The 18,697-nt window shown below is 58.0% G+C and carries 9 protein-coding genes and 1 pseudogene; 2 read left to right on the top strand and 8 right to left on the bottom strand.

Going from position 1 to position 18,697, the window contains the following annotated elements; all coding sequences use genetic code 11:
* Nucleotides 1-109: 109 nt before the first annotated feature.
* Nucleotides 110-505 carry a tol-pal system YbgF family protein gene (locus tag FFH21_RS21540; RefSeq protein ID WP_002554984.1) on the bottom strand — a complete coding sequence of 132 codons (396 nt, stop codon included), beginning with the start codon at nt 503-505 and terminating at the stop codon, nt 110-112.
* A gap of 176 nt (nt 506-681) precedes the next feature.
* Between FFH21_RS21540 and pyk the strand changes: the two genes are divergently transcribed.
* Nucleotides 682-2,133, top strand: coding sequence for a pyruvate kinase (pyk, locus tag FFH21_RS21545; protein ID WP_002554985.1), 1,452 nt, complete (start codon nt 682-684; stop codon nt 2,131-2,133).
* Between the two features lie 120 nt (nt 2,134-2,253).
* Here the strand turns inward: pyk and FFH21_RS21550 are convergent, their stop codons facing one another.
* Nucleotides 2,254-3,192 (bottom strand): iron-sulfur-binding ferredoxin reductase, encoded by a 939-nt coding sequence (locus tag FFH21_RS21550; protein WP_054073000.1) that lies wholly within the window; start codon nt 3,190-3,192, stop codon nt 2,254-2,256.
* Between the two features lie 179 nt (nt 3,193-3,371).
* Between FFH21_RS21550 and FFH21_RS21555 the strand changes: the two genes are divergently transcribed.
* Nucleotides 3,372-4,895, top strand: a complete 1,524-nt coding sequence (locus FFH21_RS21555; protein WP_011169398.1) for a fumarate hydratase — start codon at nt 3,372-3,374, stop codon at nt 4,893-4,895.
* 88 nt (nt 4,896-4,983) lie between these two features.
* Here the strand turns inward: FFH21_RS21555 and FFH21_RS21560 are convergent, their stop codons facing one another.
* From FFH21_RS21560 to FFH21_RS21600, 6 genes and pseudogenes are all read right to left on the bottom strand, one after another.
* A complete protein-coding gene (locus FFH21_RS21560; protein WP_004666155.1) occupies nt 4,984-5,268 on the bottom strand; it encodes a hypothetical protein in 285 nt (94 codons plus the stop codon).
* A gap of 464 nt (nt 5,269-5,732) precedes the next feature.
* Nucleotides 5,733-6,860 (bottom strand): RHS repeat domain-containing protein, encoded by a 1,128-nt coding sequence (locus FFH21_RS21575; protein ID WP_230383572.1) that lies wholly within the window; start codon nt 6,858-6,860, stop codon nt 5,733-5,735.
* Between the two features lie 362 nt (nt 6,861-7,222).
* Nucleotides 7,223-10,015, bottom strand: coding sequence for an RHS repeat domain-containing protein (locus FFH21_RS21580; RefSeq protein WP_011169400.1), 2,793 nt, complete (start codon nt 10,013-10,015; stop codon nt 7,223-7,225).
* Nucleotides 10,005-14,347 (bottom strand): annotated as a pseudogene (locus tag FFH21_RS21585) (SpvB/TcaC N-terminal domain-containing protein). The gene FFH21_RS21580 and the pseudogene FFH21_RS21585 overlap by 11 nt, the downstream one beginning before the upstream one ends.
* Nucleotides 14,348-14,366: 19 nt before the next feature.
* Entirely contained in the window at nt 14,367-17,234 is a 2,868-nt protein-coding gene (locus FFH21_RS21590; protein WP_230383571.1) for a hypothetical protein, read from the bottom strand.
* Between the two features lie 176 nt (nt 17,235-17,410).
* A complete protein-coding gene (locus tag FFH21_RS21600) occupies nt 17,411-18,670 on the bottom strand; it encodes an IS256-like element ISPsy17 family transposase (RefSeq protein ID WP_004663377.1) in 1,260 nt (419 codons plus the stop codon).
* Between the last annotated feature and the right edge of the window lie 27 nt (nt 18,671-18,697).

Genomic DNA, 18,697 nt, shown 5'->3' on the forward strand with positions numbered 1-18,697 from the left:
AACCGCCTCGGCCTAGAGCTCTGCAGCTCGTCCACTATGTGATCACAGCCTAGCTCAGAATTTTTCAAAATCCACCCGAACACGGCGCCTGCCATTCAAATGAGGGTAACTATTTTGATACGGGAGCGTTTCGAACAGGTGCAGGGATCGGCCTGGCAGGCTGAGCCTTGGGGTAGAGGCCGGTTTGTGCAAGCGTATCGAGCCTGGCCCGTGCACGGAACGCGTATTCGCTCTCTGGATACTGAGTCATCAGGAATTGATAGGTCTGCGCAGCGTCGACATACAGTTTCTGCCGCTCCAGGCACTGGCCACGCAGCATCGACACTTCCGGCTGAACATAACGGCGCGAACGGCTTTGACGCTCGACCTTGGAAAGATCCAGCATGACCCGGTCACAATCACCTTCCTGATAGGCACGGTAAGCGTGATCGAGGTTGGAATTCATCGCCCAGCGGGTGCAACCGCTGAGCGCAGTCAGTAATACAACAATCGTTACAATACGCATGGGACTCTCCTGTTCTCTGCCCTGTATCGGCGTCACAGCCTGTTTCTTCAAGTAAATCGCACACCGACCGTCAGCCGATTGCCCTCCCTGACAGCAACACGGTAGTGCAAAGGAACAATGACTAAAGACCCAGACAGGAGTAGCCTCTCGCTGCGCTTCAATTAAGGAGTTTGTGCATGACCGTTCGCCGCACCAAAATCGTCGCCACACTTGGCCCTGCCAGCAACTCGCCGGAAGTCATCGAACAACTGATCCTTTCGGGTCTGGACGTTGCTCGTCTGAACTTCTCTCACGGTACTCCGGATGAGCACAAGGCACGCGCCAAACTGATCCGCGAAATCGCCGCCAGACACGGGCGCTTCGTCGCTCTGCTGGGCGACCTGCAGGGTCCTAAAATCCGTATCGCAAAGTTCACCGACAAGCGAATCGAGCTGAAGGTCGGTGACAAGTTCACCTTCTCCACCGCTCATCCGCTGACCAGTGGCAACCAGCAAATCGTGGGTATCGACTACCCGGATCTGGTCAAGGATTGCGGCGTAGGCGACGAGCTGCTGCTCGACGACGGTCGCGTAGTCATGCGCGTCGACACCCAGACGGCTGACGAACTGCATTGCACCGTGCTGATCGGCGGTCCGCTGTCCGATCACAAGGGCATCAACCGTCGCGGCGGTGGCCTGACGGCTCCGGCACTGACCGAGAAAGACAAGCAGGACATCAAGCTCGCTGCCGAAATGGACCTGGATTACCTAGCCGTTTCCTTCCCGCGCGATGCCGCCGACATGGAGTACGCTCGCCAGTTGCGCGACGAATCCGGCGGTACAGCCTGGCTGGTGGCCAAGATCGAACGCGCCGAAGCCGTTGCCAACGACGAAGTACTCGATGAGCTGATTCGCGCCAGTGACGCTGTCATGGTTGCGCGTGGCGACCTGGGCGTTGAAATCGGTGATGCCGAGCTGGTTGGCGTTCAGAAACGCATCATTCTGCACGCACGTCGCCACAACAAGGCGGTGATCGTTGCCACGCAAATGATGGAGTCGATGATCTCAAGCCCCATGCCGACGCGTGCCGAAGTGTCCGACGTGGCCAACGCCGTGCTCGACTACACCGACGCCGTCATGCTGTCGGCGGAAAGTGCTGCGGGCTCCTACCCGATCGAAGCGGTTCAGGCGATGGCGCGTATCTGCATCGGCGCTGAAAAGCACCCGACCGGCAAGACTTCCAGCCACCGTATCGGCCACTCGTTCACCCGTTGTGACGAAAGCATCGCGCTGGCCGCCATGTACACCGCCAACCACTTCCCGGGTGTGAAGGCGATCATCGCACTGACCGAAAGCGGCTATACCCCGCTGATCATGTCGCGCATCCGCTCCTCGGTGCCGATCTACGCGTTCTCTCCGCACCGTGGTACTCAAGCGCGTGCAGCGATGTTCCGTGGCGTCTACACCGTGCCGTTCGACCCGGCAGCCCTGCCACCGGGTCAGGTCAGCCAGGCCGCAGTCGACGAACTGCTCAAGCGTGGTCTGGTCGAGCAAGGTGACTGGGTCATCCTCACCAAGGGCGACAGCTACCACACCATCGGTGGCACCAACGGCATGAAGATTCTGCACGTCGGCGACCCATTGGTCTGATAGCAGAACGCTGCAAGCCAAGGCCCCGTCTCGCAAGAGTCGGGGCCTTTTTGCATCGTGTATGCCTGACGAATCTTTGTGATTAATCGTGCCGAACGAGAGCTGTGACTAACATGCACCTTATTCCCGCGCCACAAACACATCCGCCAGCAATTGATTACGCGGCAGACCTGCCAGATACAGCCGCTTGGCAAATATCTCCACGCTGTCGGCACTGCCACACAACAACGCCATCGCATGCCGCGACAACAGGCGCAGCTCGGCCAGGGTCGTCTCCAGCGTCTGCACGGTAATCAGTTGAACAAGCAACTGTGGATAACGCTCAGCCAGGGCTTGCAGCTCATTGGCCAGATAGTGCTGCTGGCTGTCATGGGCCAGATGAATCAGGCGGATGGTGCCCTGATGCTCCTGACGCAACGCCTCACGCAATACGCCCCACAACGGGCCCAGCCCGGTACCGGCAGCCAGCAAGAGCAGAGGTTTTTCCTGCCAGTCAGGGTCATAGCGCAGCGCCCCTCCGCGCAGTTCGCCGAGCCTCAACGTGTCACCGACCCGCAGCTGTCGGGCGACGTCGCGGAAGGCCCCGGACTGGTGGCAGTCGATATGAAATTCCAGAAACGGGTCCTCGCCCGGAAGGCTCGCCAGCGAATAAGGCCGGGCGACACCGCTGTCAGTCCACAACACCTGGTGTTGCCCGGCGCTATAGCGCAGAGGTCGCGCAGGCTCCAGACGCAAACGCAGCACGGTCGGGCAGAACCAGTCGCAGCCCACTACTGTCGCAGGCAGGCCGTCACGCTGCGGGTCAAACACCTCGACAGCCACGTCACCGACCACTCGGCACTGGCAGGCGAGGCGCCAACCCTGCTGGCGCTTTTCAGCGGGCAAGGCGTCGGGCAACGCGTCCTCAGGCTCACCTTCGACACAGCGCACCAGACACGCATGGCAACTGCCGGCACGACAGCTATAGGGAACCGGCACACTGGCATGGTTCAGGGCGTCGAGCAGATTGCTGGCCGATGGCACCGACCAGCTACGCTCACCAACATGCAATTGAGGCATTCAGGCGGCCTGTGCAGAAAATAACGGCGATTGTACAGACTGGCCTGTCGGGCGGGTTATACTGCCGCGCCTTTTTGCGCCCGCTACGGCTAACCTGACAGCTCTGGTTCAAGCCGCAGTTCCAGACTGCCGCCGATAGCGTAATTGAATGTTCCCGTCCTTACAGAGGAGCGCGCCGCATGACCGTGATCAAGCAAGACGACCTGATTCAGAGCGTTGCAGACGCACTGCAGTTCATTTCCTACTACCACCCCGTGGATTTCATCCAGGCCATGCACGAGGCGTATCTGCGTGAAGAGTCGCCTGCCGCTCGCGACTCCATCGCTCAGATCCTGATCAACTCGCGCATGTGCGCGACCGGTCATCGCCCGATCTGCCAGGACACCGGTATCGTTACCGTTTTCGTACGCGTGGGTATGGATGTTCGCTGGGATGGCGCCACCATGGGCCTGGACGACATGATCAACGAAGGCGTGCGTCGCGCTTACAACCTGCCTGAAAACGTGCTGCGTGCCTCGATCCTCGCCGACCCGGCAGGCGCTCGCAAAAACACCAAGGACAACACCCCGGCTGTTATCCACTACTCCATCGTTCCAGGTAATACCGTGGAAGTGGACGTCGCGGCGAAAGGCGGTGGTTCGGAAAACAAATCGAAGATGGCGATGCTCAACCCGTCCGACTCGATCGTCGACTGGGTCCTGAAAACCGTTCCAACCATGGGCGCAGGCTGGTGCCCACCGGGCATGCTCGGCATCGGCATCGGCGGCACCGCGGAAAAGGCAGCGGTCATGGCCAAGGAAGTGTTGATGGAGTCCATCGACATTCATGAGCTGAAGGCCCGCGGCCCGCAGAGCCGCATCGAAGAGATGCGTCTGGAGCTGTTCGAAAAGGTCAACCAGCTGGGCATCGGCGCTCAGGGCCTGGGTGGTCTGACCACCGTGCTCGACGTCAAGATCATGGACTACCCGACCCACGCCGCTTCGCTGCCGGTGTGCATGATCCCCAACTGCGCGGCCACCCGCCACGCGCACTTCGTGCTCGACGGCAGCGGCCCGGCATCGCTGGAGGCGCCGTCGCTGGACGCCTACCCGGAAATCGTCTGGGAAGCTGGCCCATCGGCCCGCCGAGTCAACCTCGACACCCTGACCCCGGAAGAAGTGCAAAGCTGGAAGCCGGGCGAAACCGTGCTGCTCAACGGCAAGATGCTTACCGGCCGCGACGCCGCGCACAAGCGCATGGTCGAAATGCTCAACAAGGACGAAACCCTGCCGGTCGACCTCAAGGGTCGTTTCATCTACTACGTCGGCCCGGTTGATCCGGTACGCGAAGAAGTCGTTGGCCCGGCAGGCCCGACCACGGCCACGCGGATGGATAAGTTCACCCGCCAGATCCTCGACCAGACCGGCCTGCTGGGCATGATCGGCAAATCCGAACGCGGCCCGACTGCCATCGACGCAATCCGCGACCACAAAGCCGTGTACCTGATGGCCGTCGGCGGCGCTGCGTACTTGGTGGCTCAGGCGATCAAGAAATCCCGAGTCGTGGCCTTCGCCGAACTGGGCATGGAAGCGATCTACGAGTTCGAGGTCAAAGACATGCCGGTGACCGTTGCGGTGGACAGCACGGGTGAATCCGTACACATCACCGGCCCGCAGATCTGGCAGAAGAAGATCAGCGACAGTCTGGCGGTGGAAGTGCAGTAAGTAACGATGGCAGCAAGCCCGGAAAACAGGTCGGGCTTGCTGCATTAGCTTCGGAGTGCAGCGCCTTACCCCACGCAATCACCCACAACTAAATCGAATAAAGACGCACTGGAATGGCATTTTTTTTGAAAAAAGCTACAGTTGAAGGATCCGACCTTGCTGTGTCCAGTTCAGAGAACTTCTCGAACTTCAAAAACTTCATATCTCGCCATTTTACGGGCGCATGCGACTGCCACTCGATATAGTTGGAGGACCCAGAGATTGGCACGGTAATTTCCTGGCCACTCATGTTTTCGTTGAGCGCCTCCCATGTATCTGCACGCATATCACGTATCAGCGGAAATACATTACAGGCTGAGGCAAGGTTATTCATGCTCGCACCTGTAGACACGCTGTCTGCTCTCGTGAACGTCATATAAGACCTTGCTTGATCCGACAAATGAAAAGCAGTACGGCCATAGGTAGGAGCGCCTCCCCACCGCATTGCTGTCTTTGGCGATCTGAAGGGCCCCGTAAAGAGGGCGGTGGTCTCCTTTAACCTTTTGCTTTCCTTCCAATGCTGATTGACGGGTCAGCGCAGACGATGATTTCTTATATTCAAACATCTGATTTTCAAACATATCCCTCATCACCGTATAGGTATTCTCTTTTTTAACGTCTGCCAAGTATTCACCATTCCCTCGCCCTGCAGCCGTCCGAGTTTTTCCGGTTGTATATTAAAGGTCATAGGGCCGTTTCAAGAACCGCGCTCACGGCGTCCAGAAGTTCTCCCACACTTCCTGCATCCACCGCCCCCGTGCGCTCTTTCAATGATTCGATGGCGCTTTCCTTATCCCGTTAGCCCATGGCGTGCCCGCGCACCAGTTGCAGCAGGTTGCCATTGGCGTCAAAGCTTGTGGCGAAATCCACGTCACCGTTATCGTCAGGCAGGCTGCGATTGCTGTCCAGAGCAACGTGCATGTTGCGAGTGAACGCATGCGAACCTACATGGCGCATTTGCAGAAGATTGCCCGCTGCGTCGTAGCTGTAACGCTGCTTGTAGTTGCTGACCTGGCAGGGATCAATGGTGGGCAAAGGTTGCAAACCGGGCAGCGCCGGTCCATGACTCGCCCCGTTTCTGACCTCCCGGCCAGTGGCTTCGATCAGTTGATACAGCGTGTCGTAACGATAACGGCTGATCGGTACGATAAGCTGGTTGTCGCAATATCGGTCTGACTGGGAAGCATCGTTGACCACCAGAACATTACCGACCGGGTCATAGCTGTAAATCAGCGTTTGCAACAGCGTGCCAGCCGCCATCGCGTTGAGCGCAGCGAGCCGGTTGTCCTGCGGATCATATTGGAAGTGACTGATAACACCATTGCCGGCCGTTTCCTGCTCAACCTGGTCAATCGCGTTGTAATGAATTTCACGGACCAGCGTGTGCGACTGTGCGGCACCGACCAATATCAGTTCAGCAGCTTTCAATTGCCCAGCGACGGTCATGTCAAAGGCCTGCGCGTTACCCATGGCATCGGTCTGCACGAGCACTTCGCCCAGCGCATTAAAACCCCAGCGGGTTTGCAGCCCTACAGGATCGAGCAAGGCATCGCGCTCTGCTTCGGCCAGCGGCCAGTCCGGACTTTCAGGCGCTTGCAAAAAATTCCGTTTCTCACCCAGCGCAGCGCCAGACAGACCGTAATCATTCAGAAAACGGGAGCCTGCCGTATCGTCATGACGGACGAGCCGATTGCACTGATTATGCTCGGAGACGTCTGCCGCACCGTAGGCCAGGCGCTCGACGACACGGCCCTGCTCTGTCACAGATACCCGGCGCAGCGACCGATCGTAGTCCATCAGGCGCTGCGTGCCACGCCCATCGCAACTCTCAAGCAACTGCCCGGCCTCGCCGACGAGGCCCAGTTGCCAACCCGAATCGACGCTTTCGCTCAGCAAGGCCGCTGCGGACAGACTAAACGTAATCATCCGATTTACCGGAGCGTCGGCTTCAGTTTCCGAGCGACTGAACAGGCGGGGATCACGACACAGAAACGGGCGCCCGGCCCAGTCAAAACGCCGATGCGTTACCCGAGCTACCTCAGGCTGCCCTGCCACATTTCGACAGAACTGAACGCTACGCACGGCCAGCGAGCGTGGATCAACGACCGACAATAATGGCGTGTTGCTGTGCAAGATCGAACTCATCATCTTCATCCATGAAGGTTTGGTAAACACCTTGTTTCCGGCAGAAAAAAATCAGCGATAGTCTGGCGGTCGTAGTACAGCAAGAAAGCCTTTAGCCGCCCCCATGCCAGCCTCCCATAGCACGGGTAGCCAGTCACCTCATATCAGAACAACTTTCCCCAGCGTCTGAGACTGCTTTTTACCGTCGATTCCGCAAGCATAATACTTAACATCGCCAAGCTGTCTGCATTGTTCATCAACAAGTTGGTCCGCACTGCGGGGTCGCTCAAACGCTCGATTTTCATGTCCTGCATGCTCTTGACCTCGAAGAGTCTCAGGGCCCTCTCGGTACTCAATACATTCTTTCCTATCATCCGCTCGACACTTCTGAACATGTGGGCGTTCTTACGCCCGCAAGAATACTCCATCGCTGAATTAAGCCCGCCTTCAAGGTGCTGTATGTAGCTATCCTCACTGATCGCTGCCGCTTTTTCGTCCCGGAGACCCGCTGCCAGATACCCGAAATCAAGAATTTTGTTATTGAGAACTGTGTGAGAAACTTCATGCCCAAGCGTGATTGATGTACCCGCAACGTGGACGTTCAAAAGATCCTCGACCATGAAAATGCGTTTATGCTGATCCTCAAGATCAATAAATGCATCCGTCCCCGAATAGTTTTTCATTATGTCTATCTGATTGTAATGCCCCCCACCTTCATTGTAGTCTTTCAGCATGCAAGCCGTTGTACTGTATGTTTCAGCCAGTTCGCCACGCCTCTCCTTGGCGCCGTCCCCCAACACGTAACTCATCAATAGCTCAGGCAGTTGCGCTATCGCCGGTGCTGCGAGGGTTTTTGAACTTTCACTCCATGCAGAGTAAGCGAGTTTGAACGCGCGGTTCAAATGATCAGGTTCAGTTTTTGGAAGCTTCGATATTTCGCTTCTACCTCGCGCGAGGATGCCGGTGTCAAATAATACATCACGCTCTACACTATCTCTCCGCCCACGATATTCCCCGGTCAGTCCATAAGGATCTGTGTAAGCTGTCGGATTATTCCGAACCATTGCATAAAAATTCAACCCATCCACATCCCCCGCCGGGTCCGGGTTTATCCACCGCTGCAGCCACGACGCGTAATACCTGAACCCGTAATAATAAAGCCCGCTGGCGTCTCGCTCCTTGCCTGAATACCGCACGGTTTTGTACTTGGCTTCAACTGCGCTACGCGCCGCCCACCAGGCCGTGCCGCCGAAGGGGTAATAATTTTCTTGGTTGATCAGGCCACCTTGCTGATCAAGCTCCAGCGTGCTCGAGCCCAGATGATCACCCAGGCTGTAACGCACCTGATCGTTCGCAATAGCGCCTGGTTTTCCAGCCTCCCAGTGCAACACCCGCACGCTGTTGCGACCCGCCTGAGTCGTAACGACGTGGAGGATTTCTCCATCGGCCGTGGTGCGAATTTCCAGTCCTGGCAGGTAGCGCACTTCGTTGATCAGCGTGCGACCTGGTGCCTGAGCAGTACTGACCTTGCGACAACGTTGACCCTGGCCGTCATAGACATAGCGCTCGTCATCATTCGGTCCGTCTTCCCGTTGCACGGTGGTGATGTGCTGCAACTGATTACGCGCATCCCAGCCCATAACCTGCCCGCGAACCAGTTGCAGCAGATTGCCGTTGGCATCAAAACCCGTAGCGAAATCCACATCGCCGTCATCGTCGGGCAGGCTGCGATTACTGTCCGGGGCAACGCGCATGTTGCGGGTGAAGTTGTGCGCGCCTTCGTGGCGCATTTGCAGCAGATTGCCCGCTGCATCGTAGCTGTAACGCTGTTTGTAGTTGCTGACCTGACAGGGATTAAGCGTCGAAACGGGTTGTAAACCGGGCAGCGCCGGACCATGGCTTGCCCCGTTTCTGACCTCCCGGCCTGTGGCTTCGATCAACTGGTACAACGTGTCGTAACGGTAACGGCTGATCGGTTCGATAAGCTGGTTGTCGCAATACCGGTCTGGTTGGGACGCATCGGTGACGAGCAGGATATTGCCCACCGGGTCATAGCTGTAATCGAGTTGCTGCAGCAACGTGCCGTCAGCAGAGGTCGCGCTCAGCCCGGTCAGCCTGCCGTCCTGCTGATCATAGGAATAAAGGCTGGCGACGCCATTGCCTGCTGTTTCCTGTTCAACCTGATTGAAGGCGTTGTAGTGAATGGCACTGACCAGTGTCTGCGAGTGCGTGCTGCCGTTCAGCATCAGATCTGTGCTGTTCGACTGTCCGGCTACGTTATAAGCGGAGAGTTGGGTATTACCCTTGGCGTCGGTCTGCGCAAGCGCTTCGCCCTGTGCGTTGAACGCCCAACGGGTCTGTAGTCCGACCGGCTCCAGCAGCGCATCGCGATCACGCTCGGCCGGTAGCCAGTCCGGTCCTTCGGCGACGAGCAGGAAATGTCGTGTATCGCTGAGTACCGAGCCATTCAGGCTGTAATCCTGCAGCAAGCGCGAGCCCGCCGTATCGTCATGGCGAATCAATTGATTGCATTGGTTGTGTGCCGCTGCATCTGCCTGGCCGTAGGTGAACCGCTCCACGCACCGATGCTGTTCGATGATCCTCGTCGGGCGTAGCAGCTGGTCGTACTCGAGCTGCCGCTCGGTGCCACGACCGTCCCAGCCGCCCAAAACCTGGCCCGCCTCGCCGAATAACATCAGTCGCCAGCCGGCATCGACACTCTCGGTGGCCAACGCGTTGCCGCCAAGGCTGTAGACAGTGCTCCGGTTGGCGTTGGCGAGGCGTGGATCAGTGGCGGCAATCATCCTGCCTGCCGGGTCGAAACGCTGCCTGGTAACTCTGATTGCTGCCGCTTGCGTGGCTTCGGCTCGATGTAAAAGGACTTGGCGCACGACCAGCCCACGAACCTCGGAAACGATCAATTCCGGCGTACGTGCATTTACCGCGCTACTGACCATGCCCGGCCGCCTTTCTTGCTGCCAGCACTTCCTCGGCCGTATCGTTTTCGTCCTCACTGATGGTGTACCAGACACGATAGGTCTGCCGGCGCATCCAGCCTTTGGCGGTAATGGTGATGGTCGGACGCCCCAGCGGGTCGTAGAACTGTTTGTCGACGATGTTTTGTGAGCGTATCGATGCGTCGTTCACATACCGATGACTGTTGGCGAAATATGGCCGGTAAACCCGCACTGCCAGGCCTTTATTGTTGTATTCCACCCGTTCACTGACACGCCAGCGCGGCGATGCATGGACAATTTTCGGTTGACCGTCGACCAGTTCGAGATTGCCCCAGTTATCGACAGAATAGGCGTCGCCGTCTTCCACTTTTTGGCGGGTTTGCAGGGTGCGACCGAAGCCGTCTATCGACGCCGTGCTGATGCGGATTTGTGCGTCCTTATCTTCCGGGTAGCGGTCTGCAACCAAGGCAGCGGTTGCCAGCGGGATGTGAACCAGCCCCAGCGCCGTATTGCCATCGTAATAGAGCGCGCTGGCTTGTCTGTCCAGAGCGTATTCGGGTTGCAGCGCTACCTCGCTGGCCGAAGCCCAGTAATGTCCGGTGCGATTGAGTGGAGGAAAGCCGACCGCCTCACCCAGTTCCGTGCCGTAAAAGCTGGTTGTCCATACCCTGCCGAAGGCGTCGTAATCGGCTTCCCGACTGTTTTGATTGGGGTCGATGATTCGTCTTGGTTGCAGCACACGATAATCATATTCAGCAGTGGTGACGCAGCCTGCCGGGTCGGTGATGCGAGTTGCGAACAGATCGTAGGCGTCGTATTCGACGAGACTCCAGCCATGACTGCGTGTAGGCCTGAACGTAGTGGGGTGAAAGAAGTGCTCTGGACCGGCGTAAATGGCAAAGCCGCGTTTTACCGACCACAGGTTCAAGCTGTCCGTCGGCAGAAAACTCGGCATTTGCTGATAGCCGATCTCGACGAGTTTTTTGGCCAGAGTGGCGCTGTCCATGACTCGCTCGTAGGCGCTCAGTGCGTGATCATCCAGTTCAGCCGTTTCAACGGCGTCAGCCAGCGCCTCAAAGGTCGCCTCGCCATCGCTGCAACCGATATAGCGTTGCACTGACAGGCTGGTGAGCGTACGTGGCAACGCTGCGAATGGACCGGACGGATCGACGAATTGCTCGTAGCTGATCTGCGCAGGCGTCAAGGCGCTTGCCGGAATGAGCATGGCATCGCCGCGTGTGCGGTAAGGCAGCCCCAGACGCCAGCTCTGCGGGCTGTCCAGGTGAATGGCTTCGGCGCGCATTTCTTCACGTAAAACTGTTGCTGGGCCTCGTCGTGTGATGCTTCCCACCATTGTTGCTGGTGAGGGTCCGCAAAGGGTGGTGCGTCCCCCGGTTTCTTGCGCCGCGCACAGTTGAAGCTGGCTGAGTGGAGCGTCGAACCGTAGCGGTCCCACGCCAGATTCAGGCTGTGTTCGCACATCGGATCGTCCAGTTCGTCGGCCTCGTAACGATAGGTGATGACTTCCAGACTGAGCGGCAGCATCGACGCGTAGGGTCGATGCGTGCTCAGTGCTTGCAGTTGGCGAACCAGATAGCGGTTTGATCGGGTCGAGTACAGCACTGTGGTTTTTTGACTGGCATCGAGCCCGAGGACTTCGTTGCGCAGTACAGAGCCGCTCAGCGCTCGTGCCATTTCCTGCAAGGTCGCGTCATCTGCGTCTGTGACGGGCAAATCGGTTCCGGTTGTTGGGTCGAGTCGGGACAACACATGCTCGCCGGGCAAGCGAGCAGCGAGGTCGCTGCGGTCATAGTCGGTGCAGGGTCTGGCAGGGTAGCGTCCTGTGTGGAACCAGGTCTTGTTCAATACCGGAGCGGTAAAATCCTCCTGATTCTGCGACGCCGTTTCGGTGTCGGTCTGCAGGAGCAGGCCGAAGCCGCGAAATTCACGTTCCCGAGGGTCATAGAAACCCTGCCGATAGCGGAACAGCTGGGTGAGCGTATTGCCAGTGACCTTGTCCTGCATGGTTTGCCTGACAACCACATGAACCGGGAACGGCAATTCCGAGACAGCAACGCTGCCAGCGGCCCGCAGCTCGTTTTTTTCGTCCAGCCATTCCTGCGCCGAACTGCGATAGCTGACTTCTCCGGCAGCACCGAGGTTGTTGTCCGAGGCCTTCAGCAAATAAGGTTTGCGGACCGTGCCTGCCCGGTCGGCCGCGTAATAAAGGCTCCAGTGCCGGGGCGTCATGTGCGGTACGGTGAGTATCAGGCTAGAGAAACCCAGGCCCAGCAGGTCGACCGCACTGAACTGGCAGAGCCGGTCATAACGCACACCCTCCGGACACAGCTGATCGAAGGCCGCAGCCAGGCCGTTCCCGCCCTGGTTCATGAAGACCTGAAAGCAATCGGTTTGCAGGTACAGCACGTCACTGGCACCTGAGCCATCCAGGTCGGCCAGCCGTACCCTGCTGGAATCGAAGCTTTCGTAGGTGTAAGGCAGGCTGGCGAAGAGCTGCCCTTTGCCGAATTGGCCACGCCCCAGGTTCGGCCAGACGCGGATTTCGTTGTGCCGGATCCGGATCAGGTGTTGTTGCCCTGTGCCCAGCAGGTCGCTGAACGCTACCAGTTCAGTGGGACTGTCGCTGAGCAATGGCAGGCGATCCTCGTCGTGAGGAATGTCCATTGCTGCGGCGAACCCATCGGCTCGACGGTTGGCATACAGGCGAACGCTGCGTGGGCCGATCAGGGCCAGATCGGACAGCCCGTCGCCGACCAGATCCGCCATCTGGCCTTGCGGGTGGAAAAACTCTGCAGGAAAAGCCGAGAACGTTGCGTAGTTCGACCAGCTTCGGTCAGGGTTGAGCGTGAAGAATCCGGCCATTCCCGGCTGGGCGACTACCCAGTCCAGCCGCCCGTCGCCAGTCAGATCTGTGAGGGTCTGACGAACCGGTGTGGCTGAATCAGCCGTCGGGATGCGGGGTAGCAATTCACAGGCTCCGTAGGCAACGGCGTCCGCTGCGCCAGCGGTATCACGGATCGGTTCGCGATATAGCCATGCCTTGTCGTCTCGATACAGAATGCCGGGCAAGCCGTCGCCGTAGAGGTCAACCAACTGGTATTGCTGGCCGTCATTCAGGCCGGCCATGGGCTCCAGCGGCGTATAGATGCCCCACTCAAGAGTGAAGTCGGTGTATTGAAACTGCACAGGGGGTTGTTGATCGACTCGCCGCCAGTCAGTGCCATCCCAGGCTTCTGAATGCGCCGCGCTCAGCAGGCTGTAGCCGAGCGCTGTCTGAAGGTGCTCCAGCAGCAGCCGTCGGTTCAGCAGCGGTGCTTCTCCGAGCTCGTTCGGGAAGTGATGGAACATCAGAACCTGCCGACACAGGCGCAGATTACCCAGCTCAAAACCATAGGCGAAACTTGAATGCGGATCACTGCGCACGGGCCAGGTAAATTGCTCGTCATATTCGGGGGGCGGGTCACTGCGGGTGTCGCGCTGGTCATAGTCGAATATCAGGTCGAAGTGCCACAGCAAACTATCCAGCGAACCTTCTTCCCACAGGTAAAGCACAGGATGTGCCTTGGCATTGCCGTAGCGAACCCTGCTCAGGTAGCGCTGGGCGCGGAAGTTTCTCGGGTGATTCTCTGGCAGGCCCTGATGGTCTTCGGGCTTGTATTCATAGAGGATGTGCTCGCCGACGGCATTCATGCTTTCATCCAGCAACCATTCGGCAACCCGGTTCATGTCTGCCGGGTCGGCAATACGCGACGAGGTCTTCCTGCCATAGAGGTTCAGGCTGCCGTCGGCGTCGTGAATCAGCCAGAAGCCGGGATCTGTGTTGTCCACGCGCCAATGCTCAATGCGCGCAAAGGCCCCTTCGACTCTGTTGAAGTAACGCACCACCTGATAAGTCGCCGTCAAATCATGACCGTTGTAGCTGCTGACCTGAGTCGAGACAAGCGCGCCGCTGTCGTCGCGTTCCGGCAGGCAGACATCGCCTCCGGGGCCGAAAATAAGATCATCGTCGTTGTAGCCCGGTACGCCCTTGCTGGCACGACGCGCGACTTTACCGATGTTCAGGTTCCAGCCAAGCCCGAACACGCCGTTACCAGAGGTGCTTTGATAACTCAGCGACAGGGCTGGCGCGTAGCCGCGCCCAAGGCTGATAGGCAGAGCGATTTCCAGTGACGCCGCGCCACTGGTACCCACGGATCCCCAGCCCTTGCCGATGCTTTGAATCGCGCCACCGCCTTTGGGTAATGACGGAGTGGCAACAGTCGGTTGCAGGGACGGCGGCGATTGATTCTGCGATTGCGATTGAGCTTCCATGGCCCTTGCTCCCTGTCGGTTAACGACTTTTCGCCGTGTAGCGCATGTGCACGATGATGTCAGTGATCGAGTCGATCATGTCGCGCTGCGATGCGGGGTTGGAAAAGCTCAGGGCCCAGCGAGAGATCGCACCGGTGCCCTCAAATGGCAGATAGCGCTCATCGTCAAAGTTGAAAACGAACAGTCCGTCATCGTCCACGCCGGTGGACAAGGCGATCTGCTGGCTGGCGCGCATGTTTTCCTTGAGCACCCCGTCAGCCTGAGCGTCCATCTGTACTGCGCTGTACGACTGGGTCAGCGTGGCGCGGATATCTTGATACGGCCCGACCGTGACCGGCAACGAAACGCTGATACGTTTGATGCGGCGCAGGTAGTGGTCCGGGTAATCCTCGTCAAGCATGGCTCGAGTGATTTCGAACTCGGCAATCCCTTTTTCCGCCAGGCGTTTGACCACTGCATCCCAGCCGTGATTCATCCCGGCATCATCCCCCTCGGTTATCGGCAGCTGGTGTACCGAAACCGTCTTGACGATCTCCATTTTGCGTTCGTTGCGGGTCACGTAAGCGGCATCCATGCGTAGCAGATTCAGTTTCAGGGCCTCGCCAGCAGTCAGGCCCCGCCAGGCATCCTTCCAGGCCGCGGGCTGGATGAAGGAGGCCGAGTAGTCGGCAATTTCATACTGCCAGCAGGCTTGCGTCGCCAGGCACAGTGAGAACGTGGCGTCATAGGCCTGGTAGTAGAAGGTCGAGAACTGCCCATTGAGCCATTGATACAGCTGGCTGTTGGTGAAGCGCTTGTTGAGAAATGCATAGACGGTCTCGGCCTGCTTTTTAGCATCCTCAGCCTGACGCAACTGTAACGCTGTGGCGCGGGTCTGGGCGTCGTGAACGGCGAGTTGCAGAGTGATCTGTTCGGACTCAAGCAGTGCCTGATCCCGTGCGTGTTCCCATTCCTGAAGACGACGACGGAAGCCCTCCGTACGCTCAAGCGCGTAGCCGATGGATGCAGAAAGTGTGGCACTTGCTTGCGCGGCAATGGCGACCATCTCCGGCACACCTTCCAGACGAAAACCGCCGACAGCTCCACCCGCCGCAGCGCCGACAGCCATGCCGCCTGTAGCCCCGGCATGAAAACCTGCGTGGTTGGGCACTACCTTAAGGGCCGATGCTGCAGCATAAGCGGTTGATCCGACACCTTCGGCAACCCTTGCCGCAAGCTGCGCGCTGGCCGCTGCGACTTCGCCGGGGCTGACGTTCTCTTCCGCCAGTTGCGCGTAAAAACGGGTTCTTGCATCAACCACCGCCTTGCTGGCTTCCAGTGCCTTGCGTGTCTGAACTTCGATTTTCTGTGCTTCGAGCTGCAGATCGATAGCGTACTGGGCGAACTCCCAGACTTGCTGCTGTTGCAGCTCCATAAGCTGCCCTTGTTCCTTACGCTCAATGACCGACAGCAGCGTGAAGCCGAACTGGGTCAAGGTCTCGACGGCGGCGCTGGCTTTGGCAAACATGACCGGGTAGCGATAGTGCGGCGTTTCCTGCGCCAGCAGGCTGCCCGCACCGCCTTCGGTTGCGCCATTGGCATAGGCTGCGAGCAAGGCCCGTGGGTCCAGTGGCGCTGCAAACAGCGGTAACGACAAAGGCTTGCCGTCCAGGGTCAGGTTGTGGCGCAGGTTGTACAGACGCGTCTCAAGCATGTCCCAGTATTTAACCAGTTCTGAATTGATCGGAAGGATAAAATGTTCGTTGTCCTCTTCGGCCAGTGTCGGGTCGCTGCCGAAGGTGCTCAGGCGAAGGGGAGGCGGGCTGAATTTGACCGTTGCCTTGCCGTCTTTGGCGGTGGCGCTGGTACGTACCTGTTGTTCCTGCTTGACGAACTGCTGCTCGAAAGCTCGTAGCCCCGGGCTTGTAGATGCTGCAAGATCGCCCAGTGCAATGGGCGTCCACTGGCTGGTCAGTTTCATATCCGGGCGCGGCCCCAGCAGATCGAGAATACGCACGTACCAGAGCTTGGCCTCGCCGAGGCTGTCGGGGGTCAGTTGCCGGTAGGCCATGTCGCCCCGGTCAATCAGGTTCTTGATGTAATGGAAATACACCGCTTTCTGGTAGCGCACCGGATCGCTGGCGGCGATGCCATCCGGGTCAATGGGCGAGCGCAGAAAGTAATCCGGGTCTGGCTCTTCCACCAATGGCCGCACGTTCCAGTAAGCAGGTGCATTGCCGATCTTCTTGCGACCCGGATCGAAGATGAAACCGAGCCAGCGTTCTGCATCGGAGAAGCGCTGTTCCAGATTGAGTCGATGAGAAATCATGAACGGCAGGTGCAGAAACAGTTCCCAGAAGTACAGACCGTTGGCACCTTTGAAGTCCATCAGGTCAGGGATGTTGTCCTCATCGATAGGCGGCTCCTGCAACTGTTGGGTGTCCCAGGACAATAACGCTTCAAGTGCGATGTTGGCCTTGTTGATCAGCTCGCGGGCGAACAGGGTGTTCATGCGGATAGGGTCACGTTTATCGGTCGAGTCGTCGCTGAACAGGATGCTTGAGTTCGAGAAATCAATGTATTCCGCGATGCCTAAAAGCTGATCGACGCGCTTGCTGATTTTTGGCGCTATGGGATCTGTCCCGTCACTGGCTGCGAAGGCAAGTTCGATTTCTGTGGATTTAAGTGCATTACCGATAGTGTCGCCTGATGTGGCGTCCAATACGGCCACACCGTGCGTAATGTAGAAATTCTTTTTTTCTGGAACGAAAGCTGTGTCTTTCAGGCAGGGCAGCAACGTGGTTTTGTCGAATGGAAGAGTGACAGTATAAAGCGCGGGCGCACTTACACGCTCGGCAGGGGAACCGATTTCAAGATCGAGTTGGTTGTTGGAATAGGGGCTGCTCATGCTGGAAGGGTATCTGACGGCTTGCCGGCAAATGACTTTTTGCTCTCGAGTACCTTCGAGTGTAACAAGCGGCCCTGCCACAATGGCTGTTCCTGAAAAAACGGCAGAGCCACTTGGGAGTATCAGTTTTTTTGTGTTCGGGCTGGTTAGGGCCTGCCGTCAGGCAGGCCCTTGTTTTACCAGCTCGGTCTGGTAAATCGGTCTCCGTACAGGATCGCAAATTGATTCATTGCCACTTTCCAGTCGTGTGCCGCATGACCCCAGTTGGCGGTGATGTTGCGCAACCCAAGCCATATCAGTTTCGTCGCAGCCTCATCGGTCGGGAAGTGCCCTCGAGTCTTGATGATCTTGCGTAACTGGGCATTGATGCTCTCGATGGCATTGGTCGTGTAAACCACTTTGCGAATGCCCGCCGGAAAAACAAAAAACGGTATAACCCGATCCCAGGCGCGACGCCATGCAGCAACTACAGTCGGATACTGCTTGCCCCAGGGGCCCGCTTCAAAGGCGTTAAGCTCTTGCTCAGCCACATCGGCATTGATCGCCTGGTAGATCGGCTTGAGTGCTTTGGCCAGTGCCCGACGTTTATCCCAAGCGGCATAGTCCAAGCTGTTGCGGATCAGATGCACGATGCAGGTTTGCAGCGTCGTGGCAGGAAAAACCGCCCCCAACGCCTCCGGTATTCCTTTGAGGCCATCCGTGACGGCGATCAGAACATCTTCAACGCCACGAGTCTTGAGGTCGTTGAACACCTTCATCCAAAACTTGGCACCCTCGGTGCTCTCGATCCATATACCCAGAATGTCGCGCGTGCCATCAGGTAATACCCCCAGCGCCAGATAAATAGCCTTGTTGCACACTAACCCCTCGTCCCGGATTTTGACCCGTAACGCATCGAAGAAGATCACCGGATACATCGGTTCCAAGGGTCGTTGCTGCCAAGCGCCCACCTCTTCCATGACCGCATCGGTGACTGAGCTGATGAAGTCATGGGACACGTCAGTTCCATACTGCTCAGATAGAAAAGCGCGGATCTCACGCACCGTCATGCCCCGGGCGTACATGGCAATTATCTTGTCGTCGAAGCCTGTAAAACGTCGTTCGTGCTTGGGAATCAGGATCGGGGCGAAGCTACCATCGCGGTCTCTGGGGATATCCAGGCGAAGCGGCCCGTCGTCGGTCAGAACCGTCTTGCTGCTTTTGCCATTGCGCTGATTGGTCGCCCCCTCAGGGCGCTCCGCGCCCTGAGGGTAACCAAGGTGGTGACCCAGCTCGGCGCCTAGCGCACGCTCGATCAGAGCCTTCTTGAACGCCATGGACGCGTCTTGAATGGCTTCGGCGCTCATCGGGCCTTTAACAAACTGCTCGATCAGCTCTTGGGGAATCGAGGGCAACTCCCTCGCTGTTGCATTGGCGGACTTCTTTTTGGTCGGCATACATGCACCTCTAGCCACATGTTATGC

It is taken from the genome of Pseudomonas sp. KBS0707, assembly GCF_005937945.2.
GTDB lineage: Bacteria > Pseudomonadota > Gammaproteobacteria > Pseudomonadales > Pseudomonadaceae > Aquipseudomonas > Aquipseudomonas amygdali.

What these genes read in the sequence shown, in the direction of transcription:
- FFH21_RS21540 (WP_002554984.1), bottom strand. Translation starts at nt 505, where the DNA reads ATGCGTATTGTAACGATTGTTGTATTACTGACTGCGCTCAGCGGTTGC.
- pyk (WP_002554985.1), top strand. Translation starts at nt 682, where the DNA reads ATGACCGTTCGCCGCACCAAAATCGTCGCCACACTTGGCCCTGCCAGC.
- FFH21_RS21550 (WP_054073000.1), bottom strand. Translation starts at nt 3,192, where the DNA reads ATGCCTCAATTGCATGTTGGTGAGCGTAGCTGGTCGGTGCCATCGGCC.
- FFH21_RS21555 (WP_011169398.1), top strand. Translation starts at nt 3,372, where the DNA reads ATGACCGTGATCAAGCAAGACGACCTGATTCAGAGCGTTGCAGACGCA.
- FFH21_RS21560 (WP_004666155.1), bottom strand. Translation starts at nt 5,268, where the DNA reads ATGAATAACCTTGCCTCAGCCTGTAATGTATTTCCGCTGATACGTGAT.
- FFH21_RS21575 (WP_230383572.1), bottom strand. Translation starts at nt 6,860, where the DNA reads ATGATTACGTTTAGTCTGTCCGCAGCGGCCTTGCTGAGCGAAAGCGTC.
- FFH21_RS21580 (WP_011169400.1), bottom strand. Translation starts at nt 10,015, where the DNA reads ATGGTCAGTAGCGCGGTAAATGCACGTACGCCGGAATTGATCGTTTCC.
- FFH21_RS21590 (WP_230383571.1), bottom strand. Translation starts at nt 17,234, where the DNA reads ATGAGCAGCCCCTATTCCAACAACCAACTCGATCTTGAAATCGGTTCC.
- FFH21_RS21600 (WP_004663377.1), bottom strand. Translation starts at nt 18,670, where the DNA reads ATGCCGACCAAAAAGAAGTCCGCCAATGCAACAGCGAGGGAGTTGCCC.